The sequence below is a fragment of the Neisseria sp. P0021.S007 genome (genome assembly GCF_051956855.1).
The window spans coordinates 61,980-85,472 of the sequence record NZ_JBQCXA010000005.1 but is presented as its reverse complement, the minus strand read 5'-3'; the positions used below and the strand labels follow the sequence as shown (position 1 = coordinate 85,472).

Here is a 23,493-nt window from a genome sequence, read left to right as displayed (position 1 = left end):
CCACAATCTCCGCCAAATATGCCATCACAACATATCAGCAAGACCGTCTGAAAGAGCGGCTTCGTTCTCCATCATTATTAAAGTGTTAATTTTAGTATTGCAACCAATTACACATCTTAGCATTTTGCTCATATTCAGCTAATTGTTGAGGCATAGAATGCATTCATCGTTCAACAACACAGTAGGAAAGAAAATCATGAAACGCATTAATGCTTTTATTTCAAAAAAACTCATCATTGCCGGTATTATTGCTTCAAGTTTGGGCGTTGCCGGTGCTGCGGGTGCCGTGGCTTTTAAAGAAGGCATGTTTGCGCAGGTTTCCGGTCAGCAAGCGGCAGCAACGGCAGTGGCGCAAGTTGGCGGCGTGGCCAAAGATGTTGATTATAAATACAAACAGCATTTGGGTGGCCGTTATAAGGTGGAAATTTTAAAAGACGGGGTCGAATATGAGGCTCTGGTTGATGCTCAAAGCGGCAAAGTATTGGCGGTAGCGCAAGATAACGATCAAGACAAACGACACTTTGATAAGTATGATAAGCATCATAAACATGACAATGCTGAGCCCTCTTCATCGCAAAATACAGATTATCAGGCTCCTGCCGATGCTGCACCTGGCACACCTGAAAATGCAACCGCTTCCGAGGTAACAAAATCTTAATTTATTTAAACTTTAAAAAAGCCAATGCCGTCTGAAACTTTCAGACAACATTGGCTTTAATGCAGCATTGTTTGAAACACAGCTCCTATCAAGCCCAATCGTTTTCAGACGGCCTTTGCCTCATCTTCGCCATCAGTCCAACCCGCTTCTTTCAATTTCCGCTGTTGCGCATCATATCTGGCTTTTTCCGCCCAATACATTGTCTGGATACAGGCATCGCCGCACTCGCTGCCGCAACATTCCCATGACTCGGGGCGGACAGGTTCGTCTAAAAGCGACTCGCCCAAGATGGCTTCGGCTTTATTCTTCAGGGTCGTATCCATCGGCGATTTCCAAGCGCGCACCGTCAAACTCAATCACTTCGCCGCCGCGTATTTTGGCAGTTTTACGGGTTTCGGTTTCGCCGTTGCGCAACACCAGCCCTTCGGCGATAAATGCTTTTGCCTGTCCGCCGCTTTCGGCAAGGCCGGCCAGTTTCAATAAGTCGCACAACGCGATGTATTCGTTGTCTTCAAGATAGACTGTTGCTTCCATCATTTAATCCTTTTCAATAATGGCGATATTTTAACATGGCCGTCTGAAAGAAAGCCCCCTTCTGTTTTATTTGCTTTATCCAACCTCATTACATTTGGTTTTCAGACGGCCTTTCGCTGCCAACCCTGCTACAATACGCCTTTTATTGTTCACGCCGATTTTGCCATGACCGAGCCGACCTATATCCCCCTGCGCCTGCATACCGAATTCTCGATTACTGACGGTATGGTGCGGATTAAAAAACTGATTGCCAAAGCGCAGGAATACGGTTTGCCTGCTTTGGGCATCAGCGATTTGATGAACGAATTCGGTTTGGTGAAATTCTATAAAGCCTGCCGCGGCGCAGGGATTAAGCCCATCGGCGCGGCGGATGTGTGGATAGGTAATCCGAATGCGCCTGACAAGCCGTTTCGCGCCATGCTGATTATCCGCAACGATGCGGGTTATCTGCGCTTGAGCGAGCTTTTGACGGAGGCCTATGTCGGCAAAGACCGCAATATCCATCATGCGGAACTCAATCCCGAATGGCTGGAAAACGGCGACAACAGCGGCTTGATTTGTTTGAGCGGCGCGCATTACGGCGAAGTGGGCGTGAATCTCTTAAACGGCAATGAAGACGCGGCGCGTGCGGCGGCGTTGAAATACGCGGCGTGGTTTCCCGATGCGTTTTATTTAGAGCTGCAACGCCTGCCCGAACGCCCTGAATGGGAGGCTTGTGTTTCCGGCAGCGTGAAGCTGACGGAGGAACTGGGTTTGCCGGTGGTAGCGACGCATCCGACGCAGTTTATGAGCCGCGACGATTTCAACGCGCACGAGGCGCGGGTGTGCATCGCGGGCGGCTGGGTGCTGACGGACAAGAAACGTCCGCGCGATTTCACGCCAAGCCAGTTTTTCATTCCGCCGGAAACCATGGCCGAACGTTTCGCCGATTTACCCGAGGCCTTGGAAAACACGGTGGAAATTGCCAAACGCTGTAATCTACACATCACATTGGGCAAAAACTTCCTGCCGCTCTTCCCTACTCCGGACGGCCTGTCGCTGGACGATTATTTGGTGAAGCTGTCCAACGAGGGCTTGCATGAACGTATGGTTCAGCTTTATCCCGACGAGGCAGAGCGTGCGGCAAAAATGCCGGAATATCAGGAACGGCTGGATTTTGAGTTGAACATCATCATCCAGATGAAATTCCCCGGCTATTTCCTTATCGTACAAGACTTTATCAACTGGGCGAAAACGCACGGCTGTCCGGTAGGGCCGGGACGCGGTTCGGGCGCTGGCTCGCTGGTGGCGTATTCGCTGAAGATTACCGACCTTGACCCGCTGAAATACGCGCTGCTGTTCGAGCGTTTCTTGAACCCTGAACGCGTCTCCATGCCTGACTTTGACGTCGACTTCTGTCAGGCAAACCGTGGCCGCGTGATTGAATATGTGCGCGAAAAATACGGCGCGGATGCGGTAAGCCAGATTGTTACCTTCGGCACGATGTCGTCCAAAGCGGTGATTCGCGACGTCGGACGCGTGCTGGAACTGCCGTTTATGCTGTGCGACAAACTGTCCAAACTGATTCCGTTGGAAGCCAACAAACCCCTGAGTTTGGAAAAAGCCATGGAGGCCGAGCCGCAGATTCAGGAATTGATTGAAGCGGAAGAAGCGGACGAACTGATTACGCTGGCGAAAAAGCTGGAAGACCTGACGCGCGGTTTGGGTATGCACGCGGGCGGCGTGTTGATTGCGCCGGGCAAGATTTCCGATTACAGCCCCGTGTATCAGGCGGACGAATCCGCCTCGCCCGTATCCATGTACGACAAGGGCGACGTGGAAGACGTGGGTTTGGTGAAGTTCGACTTTTTGGGTCTGCGCAACCTGACCATTATCGAAATGGCGCAGAACAACATCAAAAACACCACCGGCGATATTGTCGATGTCGGCAAGATTCCGCTTGACGACCAAGCTGCCTACCAAATCTTCCGCGATGCGAACACCACCGCCGTCTTCCAGTTCGAGTCGACCGGCATGAAAAAAATGCTGAAAACGGCGCACACGACCAAGTTTGAAGAACTCATCGCCTTCGTGTCGCTCTACCGCCCAGGCCCGATGGACAACATCCCCGACTTCGTCGCGCGCATGAAGGGACAGGAATTCCAATACATCCACCCGCTGCTCGAAGGCATCCTCGCGCCGACCTACGGCATTATGGTGTATCAGGAACAAGTAATGCAGGCGGCGCAGATTATCGGCGGCTACTCGCTCGGCGGCGCAGACTTGTTGCGCCGCGCCATGGGTAAGAAAAAGCCCGAAGAAATGGTGAAACACCGCGAAATTTTCGCCGAAGGCGCGGCAAAACAAGGCATTTCGCGCGAAAAATCCGACGAAATCTTCAACTACATGGAAAAATTCGCCGGCTACGGTTTCAACAAATCCCACGCCGCAGCCTACGCCCTGATTTCCTATCAGACCGCATGGCTCAAAGCCCATTATCCTGCCGAATTTATGGCGGCAACCATGTCGTCTGAATTGGACAACACCGACCAGCTCAAGCATTTCTACGACGACTGCCGCGCCAACGGCATCGAGTTCCTGCCGCCCGACATCAACGAATCCGACTACCGCTTCACGCCGTATCCGAACATGAAAATCCGCTACGCACTCGGCGCGATTAAAGGCACGGGCGAAGCCGCCGTCGAATCCATCATCGCCGCGCGGCAAAGTGGCGGCAAGTTTACCGGCCTCTTGGACTTCTGCGAGCGCGTCGGCAAAGAACACATGAACCGCCGCACCCTCGAAGCCCTAATACGCGGCGGCGCGTTCGACAGCATCGAGCCCAACCGCGCCATGCTCTTGGCGAACATCGACCTTGCCATGAGCAACGCCGACCAAAAAGCCGCCAACGTCAATCAGGGCGGACTTTTCGACATGATGGAAGACGCCATTGAACCGGTGCAGCTCATCGACGCGCCCATGTGGAGCGAATCGGAAAAACTCGCCGAAGAAAAAACCGTCATCGGCTTTTACCTGTCCGGCCACCCGTTCGGCCCGTATGCCCAAGAAGTCCGCCAAATCGCCCCGACCAAATTGGGCCGTCTGAAACCGCAAGACAGCGTACGCCTCGCCGGATTCGTTACCGCTGTGCGCACCATGATGGGCAAACGCGGCAAAATCGCCTTCGTCAGCCTTGAAGATTTGAGCGGTCTGGTGGAAATCATGGTCAGCGGCCACACGCTGGAAAACTGCGCCGACTACCTCAAATCCGACCAAGTGCTGATTATCGAATCCAAAGTCAGCCGCAACGACTACGGCGGCGGCGACGGTCTGCGCATTATGGCAAACCAAGTCATGACCCTGCAAATGGCGCGCGAACGCTACGCCCGCAGCCTCAGCCTCGTCCTCGCCCCCGGCCACGATATCGCACGCCTCGCCGCCATCCTCACCGCCCACCGCCTGCCCGACACGTCGCACATTCCGCTGCAACTGTCGTACAGCAACGGCAAAGCATCAGGCAAATTGAAAATTGCGCCAAAATGGATGGTAACGCCAAGCACCGCCTTGTTTGACGAACTGGAAACATTGCTCGGCAGCAGGGCCGTCCGCGTGAATTGGTAAAACTAAAGGCCATCTGAAACTATACGTTCAGACGGCCTTTAATTTAAAAAGCGCTTTAAAAACATAAATCAGATAAAGATTCAGGCTTTCAGACGACCTTATTGTATAGGGAGATTATCTGAAAAGTTTATTGTACAAAGCCTTTGGCCAATAGGGAAAAGTAGCCCACAATAAAGGGGAACGACAATGCCGAAACAATACCCAGCACCCAGTAAATACATTGGTTCAGTACAGTTTTTGAGGCGGTAAGCCGCAACAGTTTGAAATACAGAGAGAACCAGGTTGATGACAAGGCAATAATCAGCAAAAAGCTGACTAGGGAGAAGGAACCGGAGAAAGCGTATCCCAGCATTGTCCCTATCGTGGCATAAAGCATGCCTGCGCCTAGCGCCCATTTCCAGATGGGATAAAGCCTATCGGGAAAATTCAGTGTTCCGGAGGCTTGGAGCCTGCCGAATACCAATACAAATATGATGTCAAACATAATAATGGCTGTTTTAGTGTAGGGTACGACAATATATATGAAAAGGGGGTGAAAATACCCCCCCTTTCCCTACAGATGCTCCATATTAAAGGCCGTCTGAAAAACAGTTTTATTTAACGATTTCAACCGGGCCGTGGTCGTCGCAGTGGTCGCCATGTTGGTGATGCAGACGGCCGTTGACGATGTAGTCAACGTGATCGCCGTGCGGTACGGCTTCGTGGCCGCAACCTTCGCCGTGAACGTGGCCGTGGCAGGTGTCAACCGGATGGCAGCCGTCAGGGTTGGTTTCATTGACGCTCAGAGCATGCTTGTCGTAGTGGCCGTTGTGCTCATGGTGCAGGTGGCCGTCGTGCAGATAATCGACGTGGCCTTCGTGTTTGATGGCAGTGTGGCCGCAGTTTGCGCTGTGAACGTGGTCATGATGTTCGTGGGTTTTACAGGTCATTTTTCTCTCCTAATGTTCAGTGAATAGCAATCTTTCTCGATTGATTATTCCATCTTATCTTTTTTTGATGCAAACGTAAATAATTTTACAGTTATTAATATATTGTTACGCTATATCATCTGTTGATATATAAGCCTATTTTATTTTTCAGACGGCCTTTCATCTATAATTCATTTATTTTCAGCGAGAACTTCAAACCCTTCCGGCAATGTAAAATATCGAATTTTTCAGCCGTAACAGGTAACATGGAAACAAAGGGATGAATCCTTCAAACAAACAGGTACTGTAATGGGAAAACAAGCCAAACTTTATATGGTTCGCAGCACGCAAGGTGCGCTTTATGATGTATTTTTTGAACGCGGTGTTGCGGCATTGGCCTGGCCTATGCTGGCCGAAGCGGCGGCCAAGGGTTTTGGCCGTGAGGAGCTGACCGATATTTACCGTTCGGCCGTACCGGATGTGAAGTTGAGAACGGCGCAATCGGGCGCGGCTCAGGTGTGGCGGTTTGTCAACGAATTGGCTGATGGAGATGCCGTACTGACCTACTCGCCTGCTTTGCGCCGTTATCGGGTCGGCAGGATTACGGGCGGCGCGGTACATTGTCCGCAATGGGACGATGAAAAAATGTCGCTGGTGCGGCCGGTTGAGTGGCTGGGCGAAGTGTGCCGTGATGATTTGAGTGCGGCTACGCAACGGGCTTTGGGCAGCGTGGCAACTTTGTTTGCGGTATCGGAAGCGTGTGCGGCAGAAATTTTTGAACGCGTGGGTTTTCAGACGGCCTAAGAAGGGAAAGGAAACAGGATTATGTGGAACACCATGCATGAATGGCTGAACGCTTTGCCTGTCAGTGAAGAAATCATTAAATCGGCATTGATGTCGGTATTGATGATTGTGGCCGTCATTGCCGGGCGCAGCATTTTGCTCTCGGCGCATTTTCGCAGCCATCCGGATTTGAGCATTGAAAACAAACGCCGCTCGCTGGTGTTCAGCCGCAACGTGACCATGTTGCTGATCCTGCTCGGGCTGGCGATGATTTGGGCGGCGCAGATTCAAACTTTGGCCTTGTCGATGTTTGCAGTGGCCGCGGCGATTGTGGTGGCAACCAAAGAGCTGATTATGTGTTTGTCCGGCAGCATCCTGCGCTCGGTAACCAAACAATACTCCATCGGAGACTACATCGAAATCAACGGCCTGCGCGGACGGGTGGTCGATATCAATATGCTGAACACGCTGATGATGCAAATCGGCCCTAATCCATTGATCGGCCAACTTTCCGGCAAAACGCTCTCGTTTCCCAACAGCCTGCTTCTGAGCCACACCGTGCGCCGCGACAATATTTTGGGCAATTATGTGATTCATACGGTGGAAATCCCCGTGCCGATTCATTTGGATTCGGACGAAATCATAGGCCGTCTGAAAGCCGTTCTTGAGCCCTTGTGCGCAGCCTATGTTCCCGTTATCCAACAATATTTGGAAAACGTTCAAGCGCAAAAACTCTTTATTACCCCCGCCGCCCAGCCGCGCGTGTCCCGCGTGCCGCATGATGACAAGGTGTACCACATCATCGTACGCTTCGCCTCCCCCGTTTCCAAACGGCTGGAAATACAACAGGCCGTCTTAGACGAATTTTTGCGCACGCAATACCGACTGATCAACCAAACAAAATAGTACGGTTTGTTTATTGATACAATTAAATCCCTTACAATAATGAAGTTCACAATCAACAATAAGGAAAAGTCATGTTGCCCGAATCAGCCCTTGCCGAAATGTATCCCGTCATTATGACCCCCAGCCATGACGGCAAATATTTCCACAACTACACCCTCTCGCTTCTGAACATCGTCCACACCAACGCCTCCCTCGGCCTGCCGCTGCAAGTAATGATGCAGCGCGGCGAAAGCCTGATTACGCGCGCGCGCAACAACTGCGTGGCCAAATTTTTGGAAAACAAAGAATGGACGCATTTATTCTGGATTGACTCCGACATCGGCTTCTCTCCCGACTCATTCTACCGCCTGCTCTTGGCCGATAAAGACGTTGTAGCCGGCGTTTATCCGCTCAAACGCGAAAACTGGCCGAAAGCAGGCCTTCCGGCCGGCATGACCCAAGCCGATTTTGAGCGTATGTACACTTCTTACACCGTCAACACCAACGACAAAGATGAAAACGGTGAAATCGTATTGAAAGTCGATGAAGACGGTTTTATGAAAGTCCATGACGCGCCAACCGGCTTCATGGTTATCAAACGCAGCGTATTTGAAAAAATGATAGAGGCCTACCCCGAGTTGAACTACGTCTCCGACAGCGACTACAGCCCGGAAAACAAAGGCCTGCACTACCGCTTCTTCGACTGCATGGTCGATCCCGAAAGCAAACGCTACCTGTCTGAAGACTACACCTTCTGCTACCTCTGGCGTCAAATCGGCGGAGAAGTGTACGTCGACGTGCAATCCAACCTGACCCACCAAGGCGCAAAAGTGTATCGCGGCTCGTTTGCCGAATCCCTGCAAACCAATGTTGCCAATGCGGTTTATGCCCCAGAAGGCACCACCATGCGCCTCGAGCTGGCTGCGCCATTGCACGCCAATCCGCGCGGCGCAGAATAAGATTGGCCGACAGGAAGGCAGGACACTTTAATTCTGCCTGTCTGCCACCATATAACGCCTATCGTTTTCTTTTCAGACGGCCACAAGGCCGTCTGAATCCATCTTATTCAGGAGAAACCATATGAGCGACAACGTCCTGCTCCACTTGGGCGAAGAACCCCGTTTCGACCAAATCAAAACCGAAGACATCAAACCCGCCCTGCAAACCGCCATTGCCGAAGCGCGCGAACAAATCGCCGCCATCAAAGCGCAAACGCACACCGACTGGGCCAACACCGTCGAAAAACTGACCGACATTACCGAACGCGTCGGCCGCATTTGGAGCGTGGTTTCCCATCTCAACTCCGTAGTCGACACGCCCGAATTGCGTGCCGTATACAACGAATTGATGCCAGAAATCACCATCTTCTTCACCGAAATCGGTCAAGACATCGAGTTGTACAACCGCTTTAAAATCATCAAAAACTCTGCCGAATTCGACACCCTCTCCCCGGCGCAGCAAACCAAGCTCAACCACGACTTGCGCGATTTCGTCCTCAGCGGTGCCGAATTGCCGCCCGAACAGCAGGCAGAACTGGCGCAACTGCAAACCGAAGGCGCGCAACTGGGTGCCAAATTCGCACAAAACATCCAAGACGCAACCGACGCTTTCGGCATTCACTTTGACGATGCCGCGCCGCTTGCCGGCATTCCCGAAGACTCCCTCGCCATGTTTGCCGCCGCCGCGCAAAGCGAAGGTAAAACAGGCTACAAAATCGGCCTGCAAATTCCGCACTACCTCGCCGTCATCCAATACGCCGACAACCGCGAACTGCGCGAACAAATCTACCGTGCCTACGTTACCCGCGCCAGCGAATTGTCTGACGACGGCAAATTCGACAATACGGCCAACATCGACCGCACTCTCGAAAACGCATTGAAAACCGCCAAACTGCTCGGTTTCAAAAACTACGCCGAGCTGTCGCTGGCAACCAAAATGGCCGACACGCCCGAACAGGTTTTAAACTTCCTGCACGACCTTGCCCGCCGCGCCAAACCGTTTGCCGAAAAAGACTTTGCCGAAATCAAAGCCTTTGCACGCGAGAGCCTGAATATCGAAGATCCGCAATCTTGGGATTTGAGCTACGCCGCCGAAAAACTGCGTCAAGCCAAATACGCCTTCAGCGAAACCGAAGTGAAAAAATACTTCCCTATCAGCAAAGTATTGGCAGGCCTGTTTGCCCAAATCAAAAAACTCTACGGCATCGAGCTGGCTGAAAAAACCGTCCCCGTTTGGCACAAAGACGTGCGCTATTTCGAGCTGAAACAAGACGGCCAAACCATCGGCGGCGTTTACATGGACTTGTACGCACGCGAAGGCAAACGCGGCGGCGCATGGATGGACGGCTACAAAAGCCGCCGCCGTTTCGCCGACGGTACGCTGCAACTGCCGACTGCTTACCTCGTCTGCAACTTCACCCCGCCGGTCGGCGACAAAGAAGCGCGTTTGAGCCACGACGAAATCATCACCCTCTTCCATGAAACCGGCCACGGCCTGCACCACTTGTTGACCCAAGTTGACGAAGTGGGCGTATCCGGCATCAACGGCGTCGAATGGGACGCGGTCGAGCTGCCCAGCCAATTCATGGAAAACTTCGTTTGGGAATACGACGTATTGGCGCAAATGTCCTCGCACGAAGAAACCGGCGCGGTATTGCCGAAAGAGCTGTTCGACAAAATGCACGCGGCTAAAAACTTCCAACGCGGTATGTTCCTCGTCCGTCAAATGGAATTTGCCCTCTTCGACATGGAAATCTACCATCAGGAAGATGAAGGCCGTCTGAAAGAATGGCCGCAAATCTTGGACAAAGTGCGCCAAGAAGTCGCCGTAACCCAACCGCCGGCATACAACCGCTTTGCCTTGAGCTTCAGCCACATCTTCGCCGGCGGCTACTCCGCAGGCTATTACAGCTACGCATGGGCGGAAGTTTTGAGCGCGGACGCTTACGCCGCTTTTGAAGAAAGCGACGATGTTGCCGAAACAGGCCGCCGCTTCTGGAAAGAAATACTGGCCGTCGGCGGTTCGCGCAACGCAGCCGAATCCTTCAAAGCCTTCCGCGGCCGCGAACCAAGCCTGGATGCCCTGCTCCGCCACAGCGGTTTCGACAACGCAGCTTGATTTGAAAATCCGCCGTTTTAATTGCTGATTCAACGCTAAAGGCCGTCTGAAATATTTCAGACGGCCTTTTTATAATCCATTCAATATGTTCAGCAAAACAAATAAAACCATTCAACCGATAAAACTACCCGGCGCGGAACGCCGCAATGATTGCCAAGCTCAATATTTTCCCAATGCAGACCAACCGCCCATAAAAACAGGGCATGTTCCCATGCCCTATCATTTGAATTTCAGACGACCTTTCGGTTGTCAAAATTTATTAGGAACAATGAGTACACCTATCCCTAACAAGACTTCGAGAAAAACAGAAGTCCGCATTTCAAACCCCTATCTCCCCCTGCCCATCGCTAAAATTAGTTTTTGCCTTTTTTATCGCCGGCAGCCAAACGCATATTGATAAATTCCATCATCAAATCTTTTTTCGTCCAGAAAAAGGTTTTCATTTTTTCCAAAGAATAGATTTTCCGAATCATCGCCGGCAATCCTGCGTGAACGATGGCCGCGACTTCGCCATTGGTTGTTTCGTTGTCCATGGCGGCTTTGAGGTTTAGATTGTGCGTATTCAGGTAGTTGCTAAGCTCTTTCCTGACGCTGTTGCTGATTTCAAATTGTTTCATGTTTTCCGTCCATAATGTTTTTATAATTAAATAGCATAGGATTTTAACAAGTTTTTTGCATTGTGCATATATTAACTTGCATATTGTTGCGAAATTTACAATTTGGTTTTTGGGTAAAATCGCGCCTGCAACACATTGTTGCGGCGCACTAAATCGGATTGTTTTGACTATTTTGTTTTGGCTCGGGCCGTATTGCGGATAAAATAATGGTTTTAGGTTTTGGGGCCGTCTGAAATGTATTTGTGGTTTAAGCTGTTACACATATTTTTTGTGATTTCTTGGTTTGCCGGACTGTTTTATCTGCCACGGATTTATGTGAATCTGGCGCAATTAGAGCCTGGTAGCGTGGAATATGTACGGCTGACGGATATGTCGCGCAGGCTGTACCGCTTTATGTCGCCTTTGGGCTGGGGAACGCTGATATTTGGCGCGGCCATCGGGTTTGTAAATAATTGGTGGGGCAACGGCTGGCTGGCGGTTAAATTATTGTGCGGCCTGCTGCTCTTGGCTTACCAGCTTTATTGCGGCCTGCTGCTGCGCCGTTTTCAAAACGGCAGCAATGTGTATTCGCACCGCTGGTATCGGGTATTCAACGAACTCCCCGTATTGATGATGGTGGCCGCGCTTTATATGGTGGTTTTCAAGCCGTTTTGATCTTCAGACGGCCTGTTTGGTAAATAAGGAAAGAATTCATGACGGTCGAAATCGAACGCCGCTTTTTACTGGCAGATGACAGTTGGCGCAAAGCGGCAAGCGAGCCGCTGGTGTTGCAACAGGGCTATTTGAGCGTGGAAAAAGAGCGCACCATCCGCGTGCGGATTATCGGTTCGCAAGCATGGCTGACCCTGAAAGGCTATATTTCCGACATGACGCGCAGCGAGTTTGAATACGAAATTCCGCTGGCTCACGCGCAAGTGATGATGGCGGATATGTGCCCGTTTAAAATGGAAAAATACCGCTATCGGGTCGAATTTGAAGGTTTTGTGTATGAAATCGACGAATATTTCGGCGACAATGCGCCATTGATTGTGGCGGAAATCGAATTGCCGTCTGAAGATACCGAGTTTCCCAAACCGTCTTGGCTGGGCAAGGAAATCACGTCAGACGGTAAATTCACCAATGCGTATTTGAGCAAACATCCGTATTCGTCTTGGACGGAATAAGGGCGACAGCTGCACTGCACAGACAAAAAAGGCATGTATCGAACATGCCTTTTTTCTTTTCAGACGGCCTGATTTACCTTACCGATATTTGTATCAAGCTGCTTTCGACATACCGTTTCAAATATCGGGCAAGCCCGTGTGTTTTATCAGTTGAACTTTACGCCGGACGGCAGGCCACCATATAGTTAACCTCGGTCGAGTCGCACAGGGAATAACGACCGCTCAACAAATTGTAGGTCATGCCCTTGCTGCCGACGGTATCCAATCCGGCTTGGCGGCACATACGCGCAAGTTCTGCCGGCGTAATGAATTTTTTCCAGTCGTGCGTGCCTTTGGGGACGAATTTCAACAGATATTCCGCGCCGACAATCAGATGCAGATAAGATTTGGGATTGCGGTTGATGGTGGAGAAAAACACCATGCCGTCAGGTTTGACCAGTTTCGCACAGGCTTGAACGATGGCAGACGGATCAGGAACGTGTTCCATCATTTCCATACACGTTACCACGTCAAAGCTATGCGGCTGCTCGGCGGCGAGGTCTTCAACGCGGATGCAGCGGTAATCGATATTGGCAACGTGTTGGCTGGCCGCATGGGCAGCGGCGGTTTGCAGGGATTTTTCCGCCATATCGATGCCGGTCACGTGTTCTGCACCGCGTTTGGCCATGCTTTCCGACAAAATACCGCCACCGCAGCCTACATCTAACACACATTTGCCTGCCAATCCGGTATAGCCGTCGATATAGTTTAGGCGCAAGGGGTTGATGTCATGCAGGGGCTTGAATTCGCCGTTTTTATCCCACCATTTGTCGGCGATTTGGCTGAACTTGGCGATTTCGCCGGCATCTACGTTGTCGTGTTGATTGCTCATGGTTTGCTCCTGCATAAAATAATTCGCCTGATTTTAGCCGATTGTGCTTCAAAATAAAATGTTTCAGACGGCCTTTGCCTGTTTATCGGCCCTATTTCAACTTTCATCCGTCTGCCCATAAAAAACGCACCTTGTGACAAGGTGCGTTTCAATCGGTGCGGTTTAGAATTTAGCGCCGGATTCGTTGGCCATGTAGTCAACTGCGGCTTTCACTTCATCGTCGCTCAAGCTGCCGTTGCCGCCTTTGGCAGGCATGGCTTGGAAGCCTTCGATTGCGTGTTTGTGCAGAGTGTCTTTACCTTGTTTAATGCGAGGCGCCCAGTCTTCTTTTTTGCCTACGGCCGGAGCGCCGGGAATCAAGCCGCTGTGGCATGCTTTACAGTTCGCTTCAAAAACAGCTTTGCCGTCCACTTTGGCGGATTCGGCAGGCTTGGCTTCAGCGGCAGGCGCTTCGGCTTTCTCTTCAGGCTTGGCGGCTTCTTCAGGTTTGGCGGCTTCCTCTGCTTTGCTGGCGGCGGCTTCAACCTTATCGGCAGCTTCTTGAGCGGCAGATGCAGTCGCATCGGCAGCAGAAGCGGCTTCGTTTTTCACTTCAGATGCAACGGCTTGAGCAGTCTCTTGTGTCTCCTGTTTAGCCTCTTGGGAACAAGCTGTCAAACCAGCCATCATCATTACGGCAATCAGTAATTTGTTCATGTTCTGTCTTTCCTTAATTTTATTTAAATCACTGTTTTATATAAACAGCTTAAAAATTCTAGCATAGAAACTAATACTTTTGACCTACACTATAATAAATATTGGTATAAATCAGATTTTGTCTCAAAAACTGAAAAACATATTGACACCACCTCTCCACTCGGATAGAAATTCACCCCATTTGTCATGAAATGCGATAACTTTCATTTTATTGTTCAAGCAGTTACTCATTTTATTTTCAAAGTTTCTTTTAGAATTCAACTTTTTACCGACTTCTCCATAAGTAGCGTCAACCTAAAAGCCATCCCCATCCAAACAGGCCGTTTGAATCCCAATCAGGTTTCAGACGGCCTTTTTGAATCATGTTAATAAACATTTGCCGCTTGGCCATGCAAAAGACACCGGCAGGCTTACTTGTTTATAGAGTTTTTCATATTCCGACTACAATTTAATCCAATGCCATTAGCCTTTTGCCAAGGTTTCAGCTTCAGTCCACAATCCCCGCTTCTGCTCTGCCGTCAATTTCTTAATGCCGATTTCCTGTTTTAGCGCTTCACTCTTGTTCAGGCCGTCTGAAACGATGCGCATCTCGACAGGCTTGTTCAAACGCGTGTATTTCGCGCCTTTTCCTGACAAGTGCGCCGTAAACCGCTCTTGCGGATGGTTGCTGATGCCGCAATAAAACGCGCCGTTTTCGCACAAAATCAGGTAAACGCTCCAATTTTCCGCGTTCATAAATCCCCTTCCTTGGCAAAACTCTCGGTAAAAATGCGCACGGCAACCTCGGTTTTGGCAGACTGCACACGATAAGGCGTTACCAAATAAAGGCTGACCGGCGGCAATGTCCATTCAGGCAAAACCGCTTTCAGACGGCCTTGTGCAATTTTCTCCCTCACTTCGCCGCCCACCTGCAAAGACAAACCAAATCCGCTTTCGGTCAGGTTACACACGGCGGCAAGATGCGTACAGGCAATGCTGTCGGCGATGTCGAGGAAATAGCTTTCTTCACCATTTTGCAAGGTCGTGCGGACAGGTAAAAGATGCAGCCAGCGGTGTGCATGAAGCTGAGAGGGATGGGTAATGGGCGGATGCCGGTCAAGATAATCCGGCGCGGCGCAAATGATGTACGGCCAAGTCACGAGATGGCGCGCGACCAAATTGGGATCGTCCAAAGCGCGGTCGCCGCCGCGTATGGCGATGTCGGTCTGATTGTGTTGCAGGTCGTCCAAAGTATAGCTGAAATTAAGGACGGGGCGGATTTTGGGAAACTCGGTTTGCAATCGTGAAAAGGCCGTCTGAAAAGCGCGGGATTCGATGACCGTAGAAGTCAGGGAAATGCGCAATTCGCCGACAGGTTCGGTTTTCAGATTGTCGATAACGGTACGCGTATCGGCAAGGGTGGCGGCGAGACGGCGGCAGTATTCGCCCAAGGCGCGGCCGGCATCGGTAGGCGCAAGGCTGCGCGTGCTGCGGTTTAACAGCTTGATGCCGTGCAGGGTTTCGAGGCGATTGATGTGCTGGCTGACAGCAGACGGGGTCATGCCCAGCGCGGCAGCGGCGGCATTCATGCTGCCATGTTCGAGGACAGTAGCGAAAACAAGCAGGGGTTTGATGTCTTGCATTTAGAAATAATTGTTTAGTTTAACTTCACAATAATAACAGTAAATCAGGGATTATCAAGCATTTCAGACGGCCTTACAATGCACTCATCTAATCAATCACATCCCCACAAGGAGTTAAATATGAAAATCGCAGTTATCGGTGCAACAGGTTATGTCGGCAACGCAGTCGTTCAAGAATTAGCAGGCCGCGGTCATAAAGTAACCGCTTTCGCCCGCAACACAGACAAAGTGTTCCAAGCGCAAAATGTTGCCGCAGTCTCCGCAGATGTCAATGCAGCCGATTTTGCCGACAAACTGGCCGGTTTTGATGCCGTAGTCAGCGCGTTCAACCCGGGCTGGACCAATCCCAACATCGGCGCGGATTTCACACACGGCGCAAACAGCATTGTCGAAGCAGCAAAAGCAGCGCAAGTGCCTTATTTATTGCTCGTCGGCGGCGCGGGCAGCCTGTATGTGGCACCCGGTTTGCAAGTTATCGATACGCCCGACTTCCCGAAAGAAATTTTCGACGGCGCCAATGCCGCACGCCATCTCTTGGCAGAACTCCTGCCGCGCCGCGATGTGAACTGGTCTTTCGTTTCCCCTCCGGCACGACTGGGCGCGGACGGCGGTTTCAGCGAAGACAAAACCGGCAAATACCGCTTGGGCAAAGACGATTTGCTGATGGACGGTGAAATTCCGGCAGGCATCAGCGTGGCCGATTTGGCAGTCGCCATCGCCGACGATGCGGAAAACAAAGCGCATTTGTTTGAACGCTTTACTGTCGCCGCCGTTTAATCATCTTAATTTAAAGGCCGTCTGAAACCCAAAGTTTCAGACGGCCTTTTCATATTCGGATTGATAGAAATAAATATTTAATTACAATTTTGCTATAGCAAACATAACTAACTTCCGATATTTCAAGGCTTCCAACCTCGTCAGTCCCACCTGCGCGGAAATGACGGCAATAGGTATTGCGTATCGAAAATAAAGTAATTGGGCTATATAAAACAAAAACCACCGTTTCCACCCACCTCAAACGGCAGGCGGTTTTAATTCAATTTGATTTTTCGAGCCACCACCAATTTCGTTATCTATAAAATCATTGAATTGTTGACGGAACTCCATTGGTCGTGCGATATAAGGAATCGGAGCATGACTGCCGCCCGTCCCTCTGACCACTACGGAGCCATAATTGAAAATCCTGCCCCAAAAACCTTGATTTACCGAAATACTTTCGATACGGTTGATATTTATCTCAATTGTTTGCCGGCGGATAAAGCCAAACTTAGCGATAACCCTTTTGTTAGTTAAAGCAAGCTCGGTTGTCATTACATTCAATACCGCGAACACTATAAATACGATACCGATTACCCACATCAACAGCAGGATACCGAAAAAAATCCTCCAGAATTGGGAAAACCACGATACTTGCGCTTTATAAACAATACGTTCACCTCGCCCTAAAGAGCTTTCAATATAACTTGTCATTTAACATTCTCCACATTAGGTATTTTCCAAAAATACGGATTATAATCCGTGGATAAATAGGCGTCAAAATTGGATATTTTGAGATTTGTGAAGACAAATCTCATGAGTAAAATCAGTGTTTTGATAGGTATAAAAATCCGAGAAATCCGCAAACAGTCCAATATCAACCAAGAAAGCTTAGCCTTACTTGCCGATATAGACAGAAGCTATATGGGTAGAATAGAAAGGGGGGAGGTCAACATAACGGTTGATAAACTATATCAACTGTCTTCTGCTTTAAACTGTTCCGTACACGACTTACTACCGGATGATTTGGAAATTAAAAATACCTGAACCGTTTAAGTAGTCCGCCCACATTGCCAATCTGCTAAAAAGGTCGTCTGAAACCCCAAAACCCAAAGTTTCAGACGGCCTTTTGCTATAATACGCACATTAAATTTACCTATACGCGAGTTCTCATGTCCGTAACCCAACCCACCATCGCCGCCATCGCCACCGCACCCGGACGCGGTGGAGTCGGCGTGATCCGCCTTTCCGGCAAAAACCTGCTGCCTTTGGCGCAAACCCTCAGCGGCGGCAAAACGCCCAAGCCGCGCACCGCGCTTTACACCGACTTTCTCGGCGGCGACGGACAGCCGATAGACAACGGCATCCTGCTCTACTTCGCCGCGCCAGCCAGCTTTACCGGCGAAGACGTGATTGAGTTGCAGGGACACGGTGGCCCCGTCGTGATGGACATGTTGCTCTCGCGCTGCCTCGAACTGGGTGCGCGCATGGCGGAGCCGGGCGAATTTACCAAACGCGCCTTCCTCAACAACAAACTCGACCTTGCACAAGCCGAAAGCGTCGCCGACCTCATCGACGCCTCCAGCAAGTCTGCCGCACGTATGGCGTTGCGTTCGCTCAAAGGCGCATTTTCCCGACACATACACGAGCTGGTAGACGACCTTATTACTTTGCGGATGCTGGTCGAAGCCACGCTGGACTTCCCCGAAGAAGACATCGACTTTCTCGAAGCCGCCGACGCGCGCGGCAAGCTCCAAGCCCTGCAAGGCCGTCTGGAAACCGTGCTTGCCAGTGCGGAACAAGGCGCGATTTTGCGCGAAGGCATGAACGTCGTCCTCGTCGGCGCGCCCAACGTCGGCAAATCCAGCCTGCTCAACGCCTTGGCTGGCGACGACATCGCCATCGTAACCGACATCGCCGGCACCACCCGCGACACCGTGCGCGAACAAATCACCCTCGACGGCGTGCCCGTCCACATCATCGACACCGCCGGTCTGCGCGAAACCGACGACGTGGTCGAACAAATCGGCATCGAGCGCAGCCGCAAAGCCGTCTCCGAAGCCGATGTCGCCCTGATTCTGATTGACCCGCGCGAAGGCTTGAACGCCAAAACCCAAGCCATTTTGAACAGCCTGCCCGAAGGTTTGAAAAAAATCGAAATCCACAACAAAGCCGACCTGACCGGCGAACCTGTCGCCGTCCGTTCAGACGGCCTCGCGCAAACCGGCGCGGAAAGTGTCATCAGCCTGTCCGCCAAAACCGGCGCGGGTCTTGACTTACTCAAACACGCGCTGTTGCAGGAAGTCGGCTGGCAGGGCGAAAGCGAAAGCCTGTTCCTCGCCCGCAGCCGCCACCTCAACGCCCTGCACGAAGCCGAAGCCGAGCTGGAAAACGCCGCCCTCTGCGACAACAACCAAATCGAGCTTTTCGCCGAACACCTGCGCCTCGCCCAAAACGCGTGCAGCGAAATCACAGGCGAATTTACCGCCGACGATTTGCTGGGCGTGATTTTCTCGCGCTTCTGTATCGGCAAATAAAACGGTTTGCCATCAAATACAAAGGCCGTCTGAATGTTCAGACGGCCTTTTTTATCACCAAAACAAGCTTAATTTCACTTGCGTTTATTTATTGGCAGCTTCTGCCATATTTTTTGCGATTTTGGTTGCGCCAACTGTCAAACCGGACATGCCGATCAAAGAAGCCGCAGCCAATTTGATTAATGTTTTCATTTTAACTCTTTTCTGTGTATTTAAGGGTGTGTTGTGTATTTTTTATTTGTCGGCATCAGCCATATTGTGGGCGATATTGGTTGCGCCGACGGTCAGGCCGGACATACCGATTAAAGAGGCTGCTGCCAGTTTAATTAAAGTTTTCATTGTTTGTCTCACTTTCTTGTCTGTCGGCCGAAAAACGGCCTAAGTTGCGTTTTCTGAAGTATTGTAATCAATTCGTTTATAATTGAATTATTTGTGTACTACCGTTTCAATATTGTAGGCGACGCCGAGTGCGGAGGCCGGTATCCCCGACATACCGATTAAAGAAGCGACGGCAAGCGTTATTAAATGTGCCATTTTAAGTAGTCCTTTTTCATAGATACAAAATGTTATTTAACAACATACACATTTTTTCGCCGGCATCTGCGCCGCCGACAGGACGAATCATACCGTGTTAATCGTTAATTAATACGACTTTTTCGTAAAGATAAAATGATAAAAATGTACATAATGAAGATTTTAGTTAATTTATATTTTGTTTTGAAAATGACACCGATGTCTTTTTCAATGACACCGATGTCTTAATTACATATACACTACAAACGTATCTTTCTGCGCCCATAAAATCCCTCCTTTTTTGTTGCAAAATTGCACTCTAAATTAAATATATTTTTAAATTCAAAATGTTACAAAATTATATTTTTTGCAAACCAAATATTCATTTAGTCAAAACCAATACCTTTGATAGCTTCTTTTAAAGAAAACACACGTTTCTAGCGCATATCCGACCATAAAATGCGCTGCAAATATATGATATAGTGAAACATTCTGCATATTGACTATTTCCAGCATGAACAACACCCTAATCCTGACCGGTGCGGCCGCATTTTTTATCGGCGCGCTGTTTGCTTGGCTGATAACACGCTACCAAACCCAAAGCCGACACTTTATTGTTTTACAAGAATTGGCCGAAAGCCGCCGCCTGCATGAGTTTGCCGAACAGGTGCAGGCTCAAACTGCGGCGGACTTGGCGCAAAGCCGCCATACCGTGCAGGAATTGCAAGACGAATTGCAGGAGACAGGCAACCGCTTTGCCGCAGCCGAAAAACAGATTGCCTATCTGCAAGATTGCGAGGCCGAAGCCGAAGCTTTAAAACACGAATGTGCAAAATGGCAGCAAAGCGCGCAAAACCTGCAAATCAACAACGAACGCCTCAACACGCAACTGATTCAAGAACAGGCATTGAGTGCGGATAAAAATACGCTTTTACAACAGCAGGAAACGGAAAAAGGCCGTCTGAAACAAGACTACGACACGCTGTTGGAGCAAAACCATGCGCTGCAAGTCCAAAACGAACGCCTCTCCACACAACTGGCGCAAGAAAAAGCCAATATCGACGACAAAAACAGCCTTTTACAGCAACAGGAAGCTGAAAAAGGCCGTCTGAAACAAGAATACGCCGCCCTTTTGGAGCAAAACCACGCGCTTCAAGTCCAAAACGAGCGCCTCAACACCCAATCGGAAAAAGACCGTCAGGCTGCCGAAGAAAAACTAACCCTGCTGGCAGATGCTCGTAAAAACCTGAGCGACCAGTTCCAAAACCTCGCCAACACTATTCTGGAAGAGAAAAGCCGCCGCTTTACCGAACAAAACCACGACCATCTCCAGCAACTACTCAATCCGCTCAACGAACGCATACACGGCTTCAGCGAGCTGGTTCAGCAGACTTATGAAAAAGAAGCCAAAGAACGCCTGACCATCGAAAACGAGCTCAAACGCCTGCAAACACTCAACACCCAGCTCCACCACGATGCCAAAGCGCTGACCACCGCGCTGACCGGCACGCAAAACAAAACCCAAGGCAACTGGGGCGAGATGATTTTGGAAAGCGTATTGGAAAATTCCGGCCTGCAAAAAGGCCGCGAATACATCGTTCAAGCTTCCAGCGTCCGCCACGAAGCAGACGGCACCCAACGCCGCCTCCAGCCCGACGTCCTCATCAATCTGCCCGACAACAAACAAATCGTCATCGACTCCAAAGTATCGCTGACCGCCTACGTCCGCTATACGCAAAGCACCGGCGCAGAAGCAGAGCGCGAGCTTGCCAACCACGTCGCCAGCATCCGCGCCCACATCAAAAGCTTGGCAGCGAAGGATTACACCGACCTTGAGGGTGTCAAAACGTTGGACTTCGTCTTTATGTTCGTCCCTGTCGAACCGGCCTACCTCCTCGCCCTGCAACACGATCCAAACCTCTTCCAAGAGTGTTTCGACAAACGCATCATGCTGACCGGCCCCAGCACCCTGCTCGCCACCCTGCGCACCGTTGCCAACATCTGGCGCAATGAGCAACAAAACCAAAACGCACTGGCCATTGCCGAGGCAGGCAGCAAACTTTATGACAAATTTGTTGGCTTTGTCGAAAGCATGGACGGCATCAACAAAGCGCTTGGTCAGGCTCAATCTCAGTTTCAGACGGCCTATGGCCGCTTGGTTTCCGGCAGGGGCAACCTCATCAGCAGCACCGAAAAACTGCGCAAATTGGGCATCAAAGCCGGTAAGCAACTGCAACGCGATTTATTAGAAAAAGCCATGTCGGAAAACGAAGACCACGCCGCTTTACCGACCGCACAAGACCAAGAAAATGACTGATAAAACTTAAGACATTGCAAATAAAGGGAATTTAACAATGAGCAACATCACCATCGTCCTTGCCGCCGATACCGGTTATGCCGAGCAGGTTCATACACTGATGAAGTCCGTCTGCACACACAACACAAATGTCAATTTCTACCTCATGCACAATACCTTCAGACGGGAATGGATCGACTATACCAACCAAAAGCTCGCGGCCAGCGGCGGCCGTCTGAATGATGTCAAAATCGAGATGGACTTCAGCCAATATCGCCGCCTACCCCATATTTCGGATGCCGCATTTTTCCGTCTGATGATGCAGCACCTTCCTGTCGACCGCGCCCTGTATCTCGACAGCGATATGGTGGTTACCCAATCCCTGCACGATTTGTTCAACCTCGATATGCACGGTTATCCCGTTGCGGCGGTACAAGACTCCTTTCTTGCCCGTACCGAATGGAATCACCCGACCGGCCTGCACACTACGCCCTATTTCAATTCCGGTATGTTGTTGGTCGACCTGGCGCAATGGCGGGAACAGAATATCGCGGCGCAACTGCTGCAAACTGCTGCCACCATTGACAAATCCGTTCCCTACGGCGACCAATGCTTTCTAAACACCGTATTTCAAAAAAATTGGCTGCAATTGGAAGAATCTTGGAATTTTCAAACAGGCGCAGTCCAATATTTCCAAAAACGAAATCTCGGCGAAATATTCCCCAAACCTGACACCGTCCCGCCCGTTATCCACTACACCACACGCGCCAAACCGTGGTTGTGCGATTACGGCAAGATTCCTTTTGAAGAAATCTATTGGCAATACTATTGCGCCGACTGGCCGGAAGCGTAGTCCCAGAAAGGGAATACCCTTCCCTTGCCTCAATTGACCTTAAAACAACCCATCATCAAAAACAAAAGGCCGTCTGAAATCGTTTCAGACGGCCTTTAAGCCATAAAAAAACAGGCAGAACATTCTGCCTGTTTTTTTGTTCAAAACTAACCATAGAGTGAGCATACCACCTTCAATCAGCGTTATCGTTATCCGATTAGATACCGCGCAACAATTCATTCACGCTGGTTTTCGCACGGGTTTGCACGTCCACGCGTTTGACGATAACTGCGCAGTAGAGGCTGTGGCTGCCGTCTTTGGAAGGCATGCTGCCGGATACGACAACCGAACCAGCCGGTACGCGGCCTTGATAGATTTCGCCGGTAGTACGGTCAAAGATTTTTGTGGATTGACCGATGAATACGCCCATAGAAATCACGCTGCCTTCTTCGACAATCACGCCCTCAACGATTTCAGAACGCGCACCAATAAAGCAGTTGTCTTCAATAATGGTAGGGCTGGCTTGCAGAGGCTCGAGGACTCCGCCGATACCGACACCGCCGCTCAAGTGCACGTTTTTACCGATTTGCGCGCAAGAACCGACAGTCGCCCAAGTATCGACCATCGCACCTTCGTCAACGTATGCGCCGATATTGACATAAGAAGGCATCAACACGACATTTTTCGCCACAAAGCTGCCACGGCGGGCAACCGCACCCGGAACTGCGCGGAAGCCTGCGCTGCGGAATTCGTCTTCAGACCAATCGGCAAATTTAGTCGGCACTTTGTCGAAGTATTTGTTCACACCGTCGTTGAGGATTTCATTGTCCTGAATGCGGAAAGACAGCAATACGGCTTTTTTCGCCCATTCGTTGACTTTCCATTCGCCCACACCCAAACGCTCGGCAACGCGCAGTTTGCCGGAGTCGAGTTGGCGGATGGTTTCCAAAACCGCTTCACGCACTTCGGGGGTAACGGTATGCGGATTGATTTCGGCACGGTTTTCAAAAGCCGTTTCAATGATGTTTTGCAAAGACATGTTGATTCCTTCAAGAGATCAGGGCCGTCTGAAACCTATTCAGGCCGCCCTATTACAAATATTTAA

24 protein-coding genes are annotated in these 23,493 nt (G+C 50.4%); 13 read left to right on the top strand and 11 right to left on the bottom strand.

Features of this window, described 5'->3' with window-relative positions; all coding sequences use genetic code 11:
* The first annotated feature begins 196 nt into the window (after nt 1–196).
* Complete coding sequence (locus ACTHUR_RS07780; RefSeq protein ID WP_224783388.1) at nt 197–658, top strand: PepSY domain-containing protein; 462 nt, start codon at nt 197–199, stop codon at nt 656–658.
* Between the two features lie 104 nt (nt 659–762).
* On the opposite strand, the gene ACTHUR_RS07775 is transcribed toward ACTHUR_RS07780, so the two are convergent.
* Together ACTHUR_RS07775 and ACTHUR_RS07770 are read right to left on the bottom strand one after the other, a co-directional pair.
* Nucleotides 763–981, bottom strand: coding sequence for a hypothetical protein (locus ACTHUR_RS07775; RefSeq protein ID WP_049328316.1), 219 nt, complete (start codon nt 979–981; stop codon nt 763–765).
* Nucleotides 959–1,192 (bottom strand): RNA-binding S4 domain-containing protein, encoded by a 234-nt coding sequence (locus ACTHUR_RS07770; RefSeq protein ID WP_002221492.1) that lies wholly within the window; start codon nt 1,190–1,192, stop codon nt 959–961. Before ACTHUR_RS07770 ends, ACTHUR_RS07775 begins: the two co-directional genes overlap by 23 nt.
* A 165-nt stretch (nt 1,193–1,357) precedes the next feature.
* On the opposite strand from ACTHUR_RS07770, the gene dnaE reads away from it, so the two are divergent.
* Nucleotides 1,358–4,792 carry a DNA polymerase III subunit alpha gene (dnaE, locus tag ACTHUR_RS07765; RefSeq protein ID WP_070695159.1) on the top strand — a complete coding sequence of 1,145 codons (3,435 nt, stop codon included), beginning with the start codon at nt 1,358–1,360 and terminating at the stop codon, nt 4,790–4,792.
* 127 nt (nt 4,793–4,919) lie between these two features.
* Here dnaE and ACTHUR_RS07760 read toward each other — a convergent pair whose 3' ends face one another.
* Nucleotides 4,920–5,276, bottom strand: coding sequence for a hypothetical protein (locus tag ACTHUR_RS07760; protein WP_004520896.1), 357 nt, complete (start codon nt 5,274–5,276; stop codon nt 4,920–4,922).
* 109 nt (nt 5,277–5,385) lie between these two features.
* Nucleotides 5,386–5,721 (bottom strand): hypothetical protein, encoded by a 336-nt coding sequence (locus ACTHUR_RS07755; RefSeq protein WP_440361210.1) that lies wholly within the window; start codon nt 5,719–5,721, stop codon nt 5,386–5,388.
* Nucleotides 5,722–6,009: 288 nt separating this feature from the next.
* Between ACTHUR_RS07755 and ACTHUR_RS07750 the strand changes: the two genes are divergently transcribed.
* The 4 genes from ACTHUR_RS07750 (at nt 6,010) to ACTHUR_RS07735 (ending at nt 10,485) form a co-directional block, all read left to right on the top strand.
* The gene (locus ACTHUR_RS07750) at nt 6,010–6,504 is read left to right on the top strand and encodes a restriction endonuclease (RefSeq protein ID WP_004520899.1); all 495 of its coding nucleotides are present in this window, start codon (nt 6,010–6,012) and stop codon (nt 6,502–6,504) included.
* A gap of 21 nt (nt 6,505–6,525) precedes the next feature.
* Nucleotides 6,526–7,389, top strand: a complete 864-nt coding sequence (locus tag ACTHUR_RS07745; protein WP_004520900.1) for a mechanosensitive ion channel family protein — start codon at nt 6,526–6,528, stop codon at nt 7,387–7,389.
* Nucleotides 7,390–7,460: 71 nt separating this feature from the next.
* A complete protein-coding gene (locus ACTHUR_RS07740; protein WP_004520901.1) occupies nt 7,461–8,327 on the top strand; it encodes a hypothetical protein in 867 nt (288 codons plus the stop codon).
* A 121-nt stretch (nt 8,328–8,448) separates the two neighbouring features.
* A complete protein-coding gene (locus ACTHUR_RS07735) occupies nt 8,449–10,485 on the top strand; it encodes a M3 family metallopeptidase (protein ID WP_049336939.1) in 2,037 nt (678 codons plus the stop codon).
* 353 nt (nt 10,486–10,838) lie between these two features.
* On the opposite strand, the gene ACTHUR_RS07730 is transcribed toward ACTHUR_RS07735, so the two are convergent.
* Nucleotides 10,839–11,102: a hypothetical protein gene (locus ACTHUR_RS07730; protein ID WP_004520905.1), complete on the bottom strand. Its 264-nt coding sequence runs from the start codon at nt 11,100–11,102 to the stop codon at nt 10,839–10,841.
* 234 nt (nt 11,103–11,336) lie between these two features.
* Between ACTHUR_RS07730 and ACTHUR_RS07725 the strand changes: the two genes are divergently transcribed.
* Together ACTHUR_RS07725 and ACTHUR_RS07720 are read left to right on the top strand one after the other, a co-directional pair.
* The gene (locus ACTHUR_RS07725; protein WP_004520906.1) at nt 11,337–11,756 is read left to right on the top strand and encodes a CopD family protein; all 420 of its coding nucleotides are present in this window, start codon (nt 11,337–11,339) and stop codon (nt 11,754–11,756) included.
* Nucleotides 11,757–11,794: 38 nt separating this feature from the next.
* Nucleotides 11,795–12,265 carry a CYTH domain-containing protein gene (locus ACTHUR_RS07720; protein ID WP_049336938.1) on the top strand — a complete coding sequence of 157 codons (471 nt, stop codon included), beginning with the start codon at nt 11,795–11,797 and terminating at the stop codon, nt 12,263–12,265.
* A gap of 157 nt (nt 12,266–12,422) precedes the next feature.
* Here the strand turns inward: ACTHUR_RS07720 and ubiG are convergent, their stop codons facing one another.
* The 4 genes from ubiG to ACTHUR_RS07700 all read right to left on the bottom strand — a co-directional run bounded on the left by ubiG (nt 12,423) and on the right by ACTHUR_RS07700 (nt 15,454).
* A complete protein-coding gene (gene ubiG, locus ACTHUR_RS07715) occupies nt 12,423–13,136 on the bottom strand; it encodes a bifunctional 2-polyprenyl-6-hydroxyphenol methylase/3-demethylubiquinol 3-O-methyltransferase UbiG (RefSeq protein ID WP_191620595.1) in 714 nt (237 codons plus the stop codon).
* Between the two features lie 162 nt (nt 13,137–13,298).
* Nucleotides 13,299–13,832, bottom strand: a complete 534-nt coding sequence (locus ACTHUR_RS07710; protein ID WP_049336936.1) for a c-type cytochrome — start codon at nt 13,830–13,832, stop codon at nt 13,299–13,301.
* A gap of 462 nt (nt 13,833–14,294) precedes the next feature.
* Entirely contained in the window at nt 14,295–14,567 is a 273-nt protein-coding gene (locus ACTHUR_RS07705) for a GIY-YIG nuclease family protein (RefSeq protein ID WP_440361211.1), read from the bottom strand.
* Nucleotides 14,564–15,454 carry a LysR family transcriptional regulator gene (locus ACTHUR_RS07700; protein ID WP_107769108.1) on the bottom strand — a complete coding sequence of 297 codons (891 nt, stop codon included), beginning with the start codon at nt 15,452–15,454 and terminating at the stop codon, nt 14,564–14,566. Before ACTHUR_RS07700 ends, ACTHUR_RS07705 begins: the two co-directional genes overlap by 4 nt.
* A gap of 120 nt (nt 15,455–15,574) precedes the next feature.
* Between ACTHUR_RS07700 and ACTHUR_RS07695 the strand changes: the two genes are divergently transcribed.
* A complete protein-coding gene (locus tag ACTHUR_RS07695) occupies nt 15,575–16,231 on the top strand; it encodes an NAD(P)-dependent oxidoreductase (RefSeq protein ID WP_107769107.1) in 657 nt (218 codons plus the stop codon).
* A gap of 237 nt (nt 16,232–16,468) precedes the next feature.
* Here ACTHUR_RS07695 and ACTHUR_RS07690 read toward each other — a convergent pair whose 3' ends face one another.
* Nucleotides 16,469–16,924 carry a PH domain-containing protein gene (locus ACTHUR_RS07690; RefSeq protein WP_107769106.1) on the bottom strand — a complete coding sequence of 152 codons (456 nt, stop codon included), beginning with the start codon at nt 16,922–16,924 and terminating at the stop codon, nt 16,469–16,471.
* Nucleotides 16,925–17,026: 102 nt separating this feature from the next.
* Between ACTHUR_RS07690 and ACTHUR_RS07685 the strand changes: the two genes are divergently transcribed.
* The 4 genes from ACTHUR_RS07685 (at nt 17,027) to ACTHUR_RS07670 (ending at nt 22,409) form a co-directional block, all read left to right on the top strand.
* On the top strand, nt 17,027–17,257 hold the full coding sequence (locus tag ACTHUR_RS07685; RefSeq protein WP_049344313.1) for a helix-turn-helix domain-containing protein: 231 nt from the start codon (nt 17,027–17,029) through the stop codon (nt 17,255–17,257).
* Nucleotides 17,258–17,382: 125 nt separating this feature from the next.
* Nucleotides 17,383–18,747: a tRNA uridine-5-carboxymethylaminomethyl(34) synthesis GTPase MnmE gene (gene mnmE, locus ACTHUR_RS07680; protein WP_107792232.1), complete on the top strand. Its 1,365-nt coding sequence runs from the start codon at nt 17,383–17,385 to the stop codon at nt 18,745–18,747.
* A gap of 1,027 nt (nt 18,748–19,774) precedes the next feature.
* Nucleotides 19,775–21,577, top strand: a complete 1,803-nt coding sequence (gene rmuC / locus ACTHUR_RS07675; RefSeq protein ID WP_107810427.1) for a DNA recombination protein RmuC — start codon at nt 19,775–19,777, stop codon at nt 21,575–21,577.
* A 37-nt stretch (nt 21,578–21,614) separates the two neighbouring features.
* Nucleotides 21,615–22,409: a glycosyltransferase family 8 protein gene (locus ACTHUR_RS07670; protein WP_107810426.1), complete on the top strand. Its 795-nt coding sequence runs from the start codon at nt 21,615–21,617 to the stop codon at nt 22,407–22,409.
* Between the two features lie 196 nt (nt 22,410–22,605).
* Here ACTHUR_RS07670 and dapD read toward each other — a convergent pair whose 3' ends face one another.
* On the bottom strand, nt 22,606–23,427 hold the full coding sequence (dapD, locus tag ACTHUR_RS07665; RefSeq protein ID WP_107792234.1) for a 2,3,4,5-tetrahydropyridine-2,6-dicarboxylate N-succinyltransferase: 822 nt from the start codon (nt 23,425–23,427) through the stop codon (nt 22,606–22,608).
* Nucleotides 23,428–23,493: the final 66 nt, after the last annotated feature.

What these genes read in the sequence shown, in the direction of transcription:
- ACTHUR_RS07690 (WP_107769106.1), bottom strand. Translation starts at nt 16,924, where the DNA reads ATGACAAGTTATATTGAAAGCTCTTTAGGGCGAGGTGAACGTATTGTT.
- ACTHUR_RS07780 (WP_224783388.1), top strand. Translation starts at nt 197, where the DNA reads ATGAAACGCATTAATGCTTTTATTTCAAAAAAACTCATCATTGCCGGT.
- ACTHUR_RS07705 (WP_440361211.1), bottom strand. Translation starts at nt 14,567, where the DNA reads ATGAACGCGGAAAATTGGAGCGTTTACCTGATTTTGTGCGAAAACGGC.
- ACTHUR_RS07760 (WP_004520896.1), bottom strand. Translation starts at nt 5,276, where the DNA reads ATGTTTGACATCATATTTGTATTGGTATTCGGCAGGCTCCAAGCCTCC.
- ACTHUR_RS07775 (WP_049328316.1), bottom strand. Translation starts at nt 981, where the DNA reads ATGGATACGACCCTGAAGAATAAAGCCGAAGCCATCTTGGGCGAGTCG.
- mnmE (WP_107792232.1), top strand. Translation starts at nt 17,383, where the DNA reads ATGTCCGTAACCCAACCCACCATCGCCGCCATCGCCACCGCACCCGGA.
- ACTHUR_RS07720 (WP_049336938.1), top strand. Translation starts at nt 11,795, where the DNA reads ATGACGGTCGAAATCGAACGCCGCTTTTTACTGGCAGATGACAGTTGG.
- ACTHUR_RS07670 (WP_107810426.1), top strand. Translation starts at nt 21,615, where the DNA reads ATGAGCAACATCACCATCGTCCTTGCCGCCGATACCGGTTATGCCGAG.
- ACTHUR_RS07695 (WP_107769107.1), top strand. Translation starts at nt 15,575, where the DNA reads ATGAAAATCGCAGTTATCGGTGCAACAGGTTATGTCGGCAACGCAGTC.
- dapD (WP_107792234.1), bottom strand. Translation starts at nt 23,427, where the DNA reads ATGTCTTTGCAAAACATCATTGAAACGGCTTTTGAAAACCGTGCCGAA.
- ACTHUR_RS07735 (WP_049336939.1), top strand. Translation starts at nt 8,449, where the DNA reads ATGAGCGACAACGTCCTGCTCCACTTGGGCGAAGAACCCCGTTTCGAC.
- ACTHUR_RS07755 (WP_440361210.1), bottom strand. Translation starts at nt 5,721, where the DNA reads ATGACCTGTAAAACCCACGAACATCATGACCACGTTCACAGCGCAAAC.
- ACTHUR_RS07725 (WP_004520906.1), top strand. Translation starts at nt 11,337, where the DNA reads ATGTATTTGTGGTTTAAGCTGTTACACATATTTTTTGTGATTTCTTGG.
- ACTHUR_RS07745 (WP_004520900.1), top strand. Translation starts at nt 6,526, where the DNA reads ATGTGGAACACCATGCATGAATGGCTGAACGCTTTGCCTGTCAGTGAA.
- ACTHUR_RS07750 (WP_004520899.1), top strand. Translation starts at nt 6,010, where the DNA reads ATGGGAAAACAAGCCAAACTTTATATGGTTCGCAGCACGCAAGGTGCG.
- ACTHUR_RS07685 (WP_049344313.1), top strand. Translation starts at nt 17,027, where the DNA reads ATGAGTAAAATCAGTGTTTTGATAGGTATAAAAATCCGAGAAATCCGC.
- dnaE (WP_070695159.1), top strand. Translation starts at nt 1,358, where the DNA reads ATGACCGAGCCGACCTATATCCCCCTGCGCCTGCATACCGAATTCTCG.
- ubiG (WP_191620595.1), bottom strand. Translation starts at nt 13,136, where the DNA reads ATGAGCAATCAACACGACAACGTAGATGCCGGCGAAATCGCCAAGTTC.
- ACTHUR_RS07740 (WP_004520901.1), top strand. Translation starts at nt 7,461, where the DNA reads ATGTTGCCCGAATCAGCCCTTGCCGAAATGTATCCCGTCATTATGACC.
- rmuC (WP_107810427.1), top strand. Translation starts at nt 19,775, where the DNA reads ATGAACAACACCCTAATCCTGACCGGTGCGGCCGCATTTTTTATCGGC.
- ACTHUR_RS07770 (WP_002221492.1), bottom strand. Translation starts at nt 1,192, where the DNA reads ATGGAAGCAACAGTCTATCTTGAAGACAACGAATACATCGCGTTGTGC.
- ACTHUR_RS07700 (WP_107769108.1), bottom strand. Translation starts at nt 15,454, where the DNA reads ATGCAAGACATCAAACCCCTGCTTGTTTTCGCTACTGTCCTCGAACAT.
- ACTHUR_RS07730 (WP_004520905.1), bottom strand. Translation starts at nt 11,102, where the DNA reads ATGAAACAATTTGAAATCAGCAACAGCGTCAGGAAAGAGCTTAGCAAC.
- ACTHUR_RS07710 (WP_049336936.1), bottom strand. Translation starts at nt 13,832, where the DNA reads ATGAACAAATTACTGATTGCCGTAATGATGATGGCTGGTTTGACAGCT.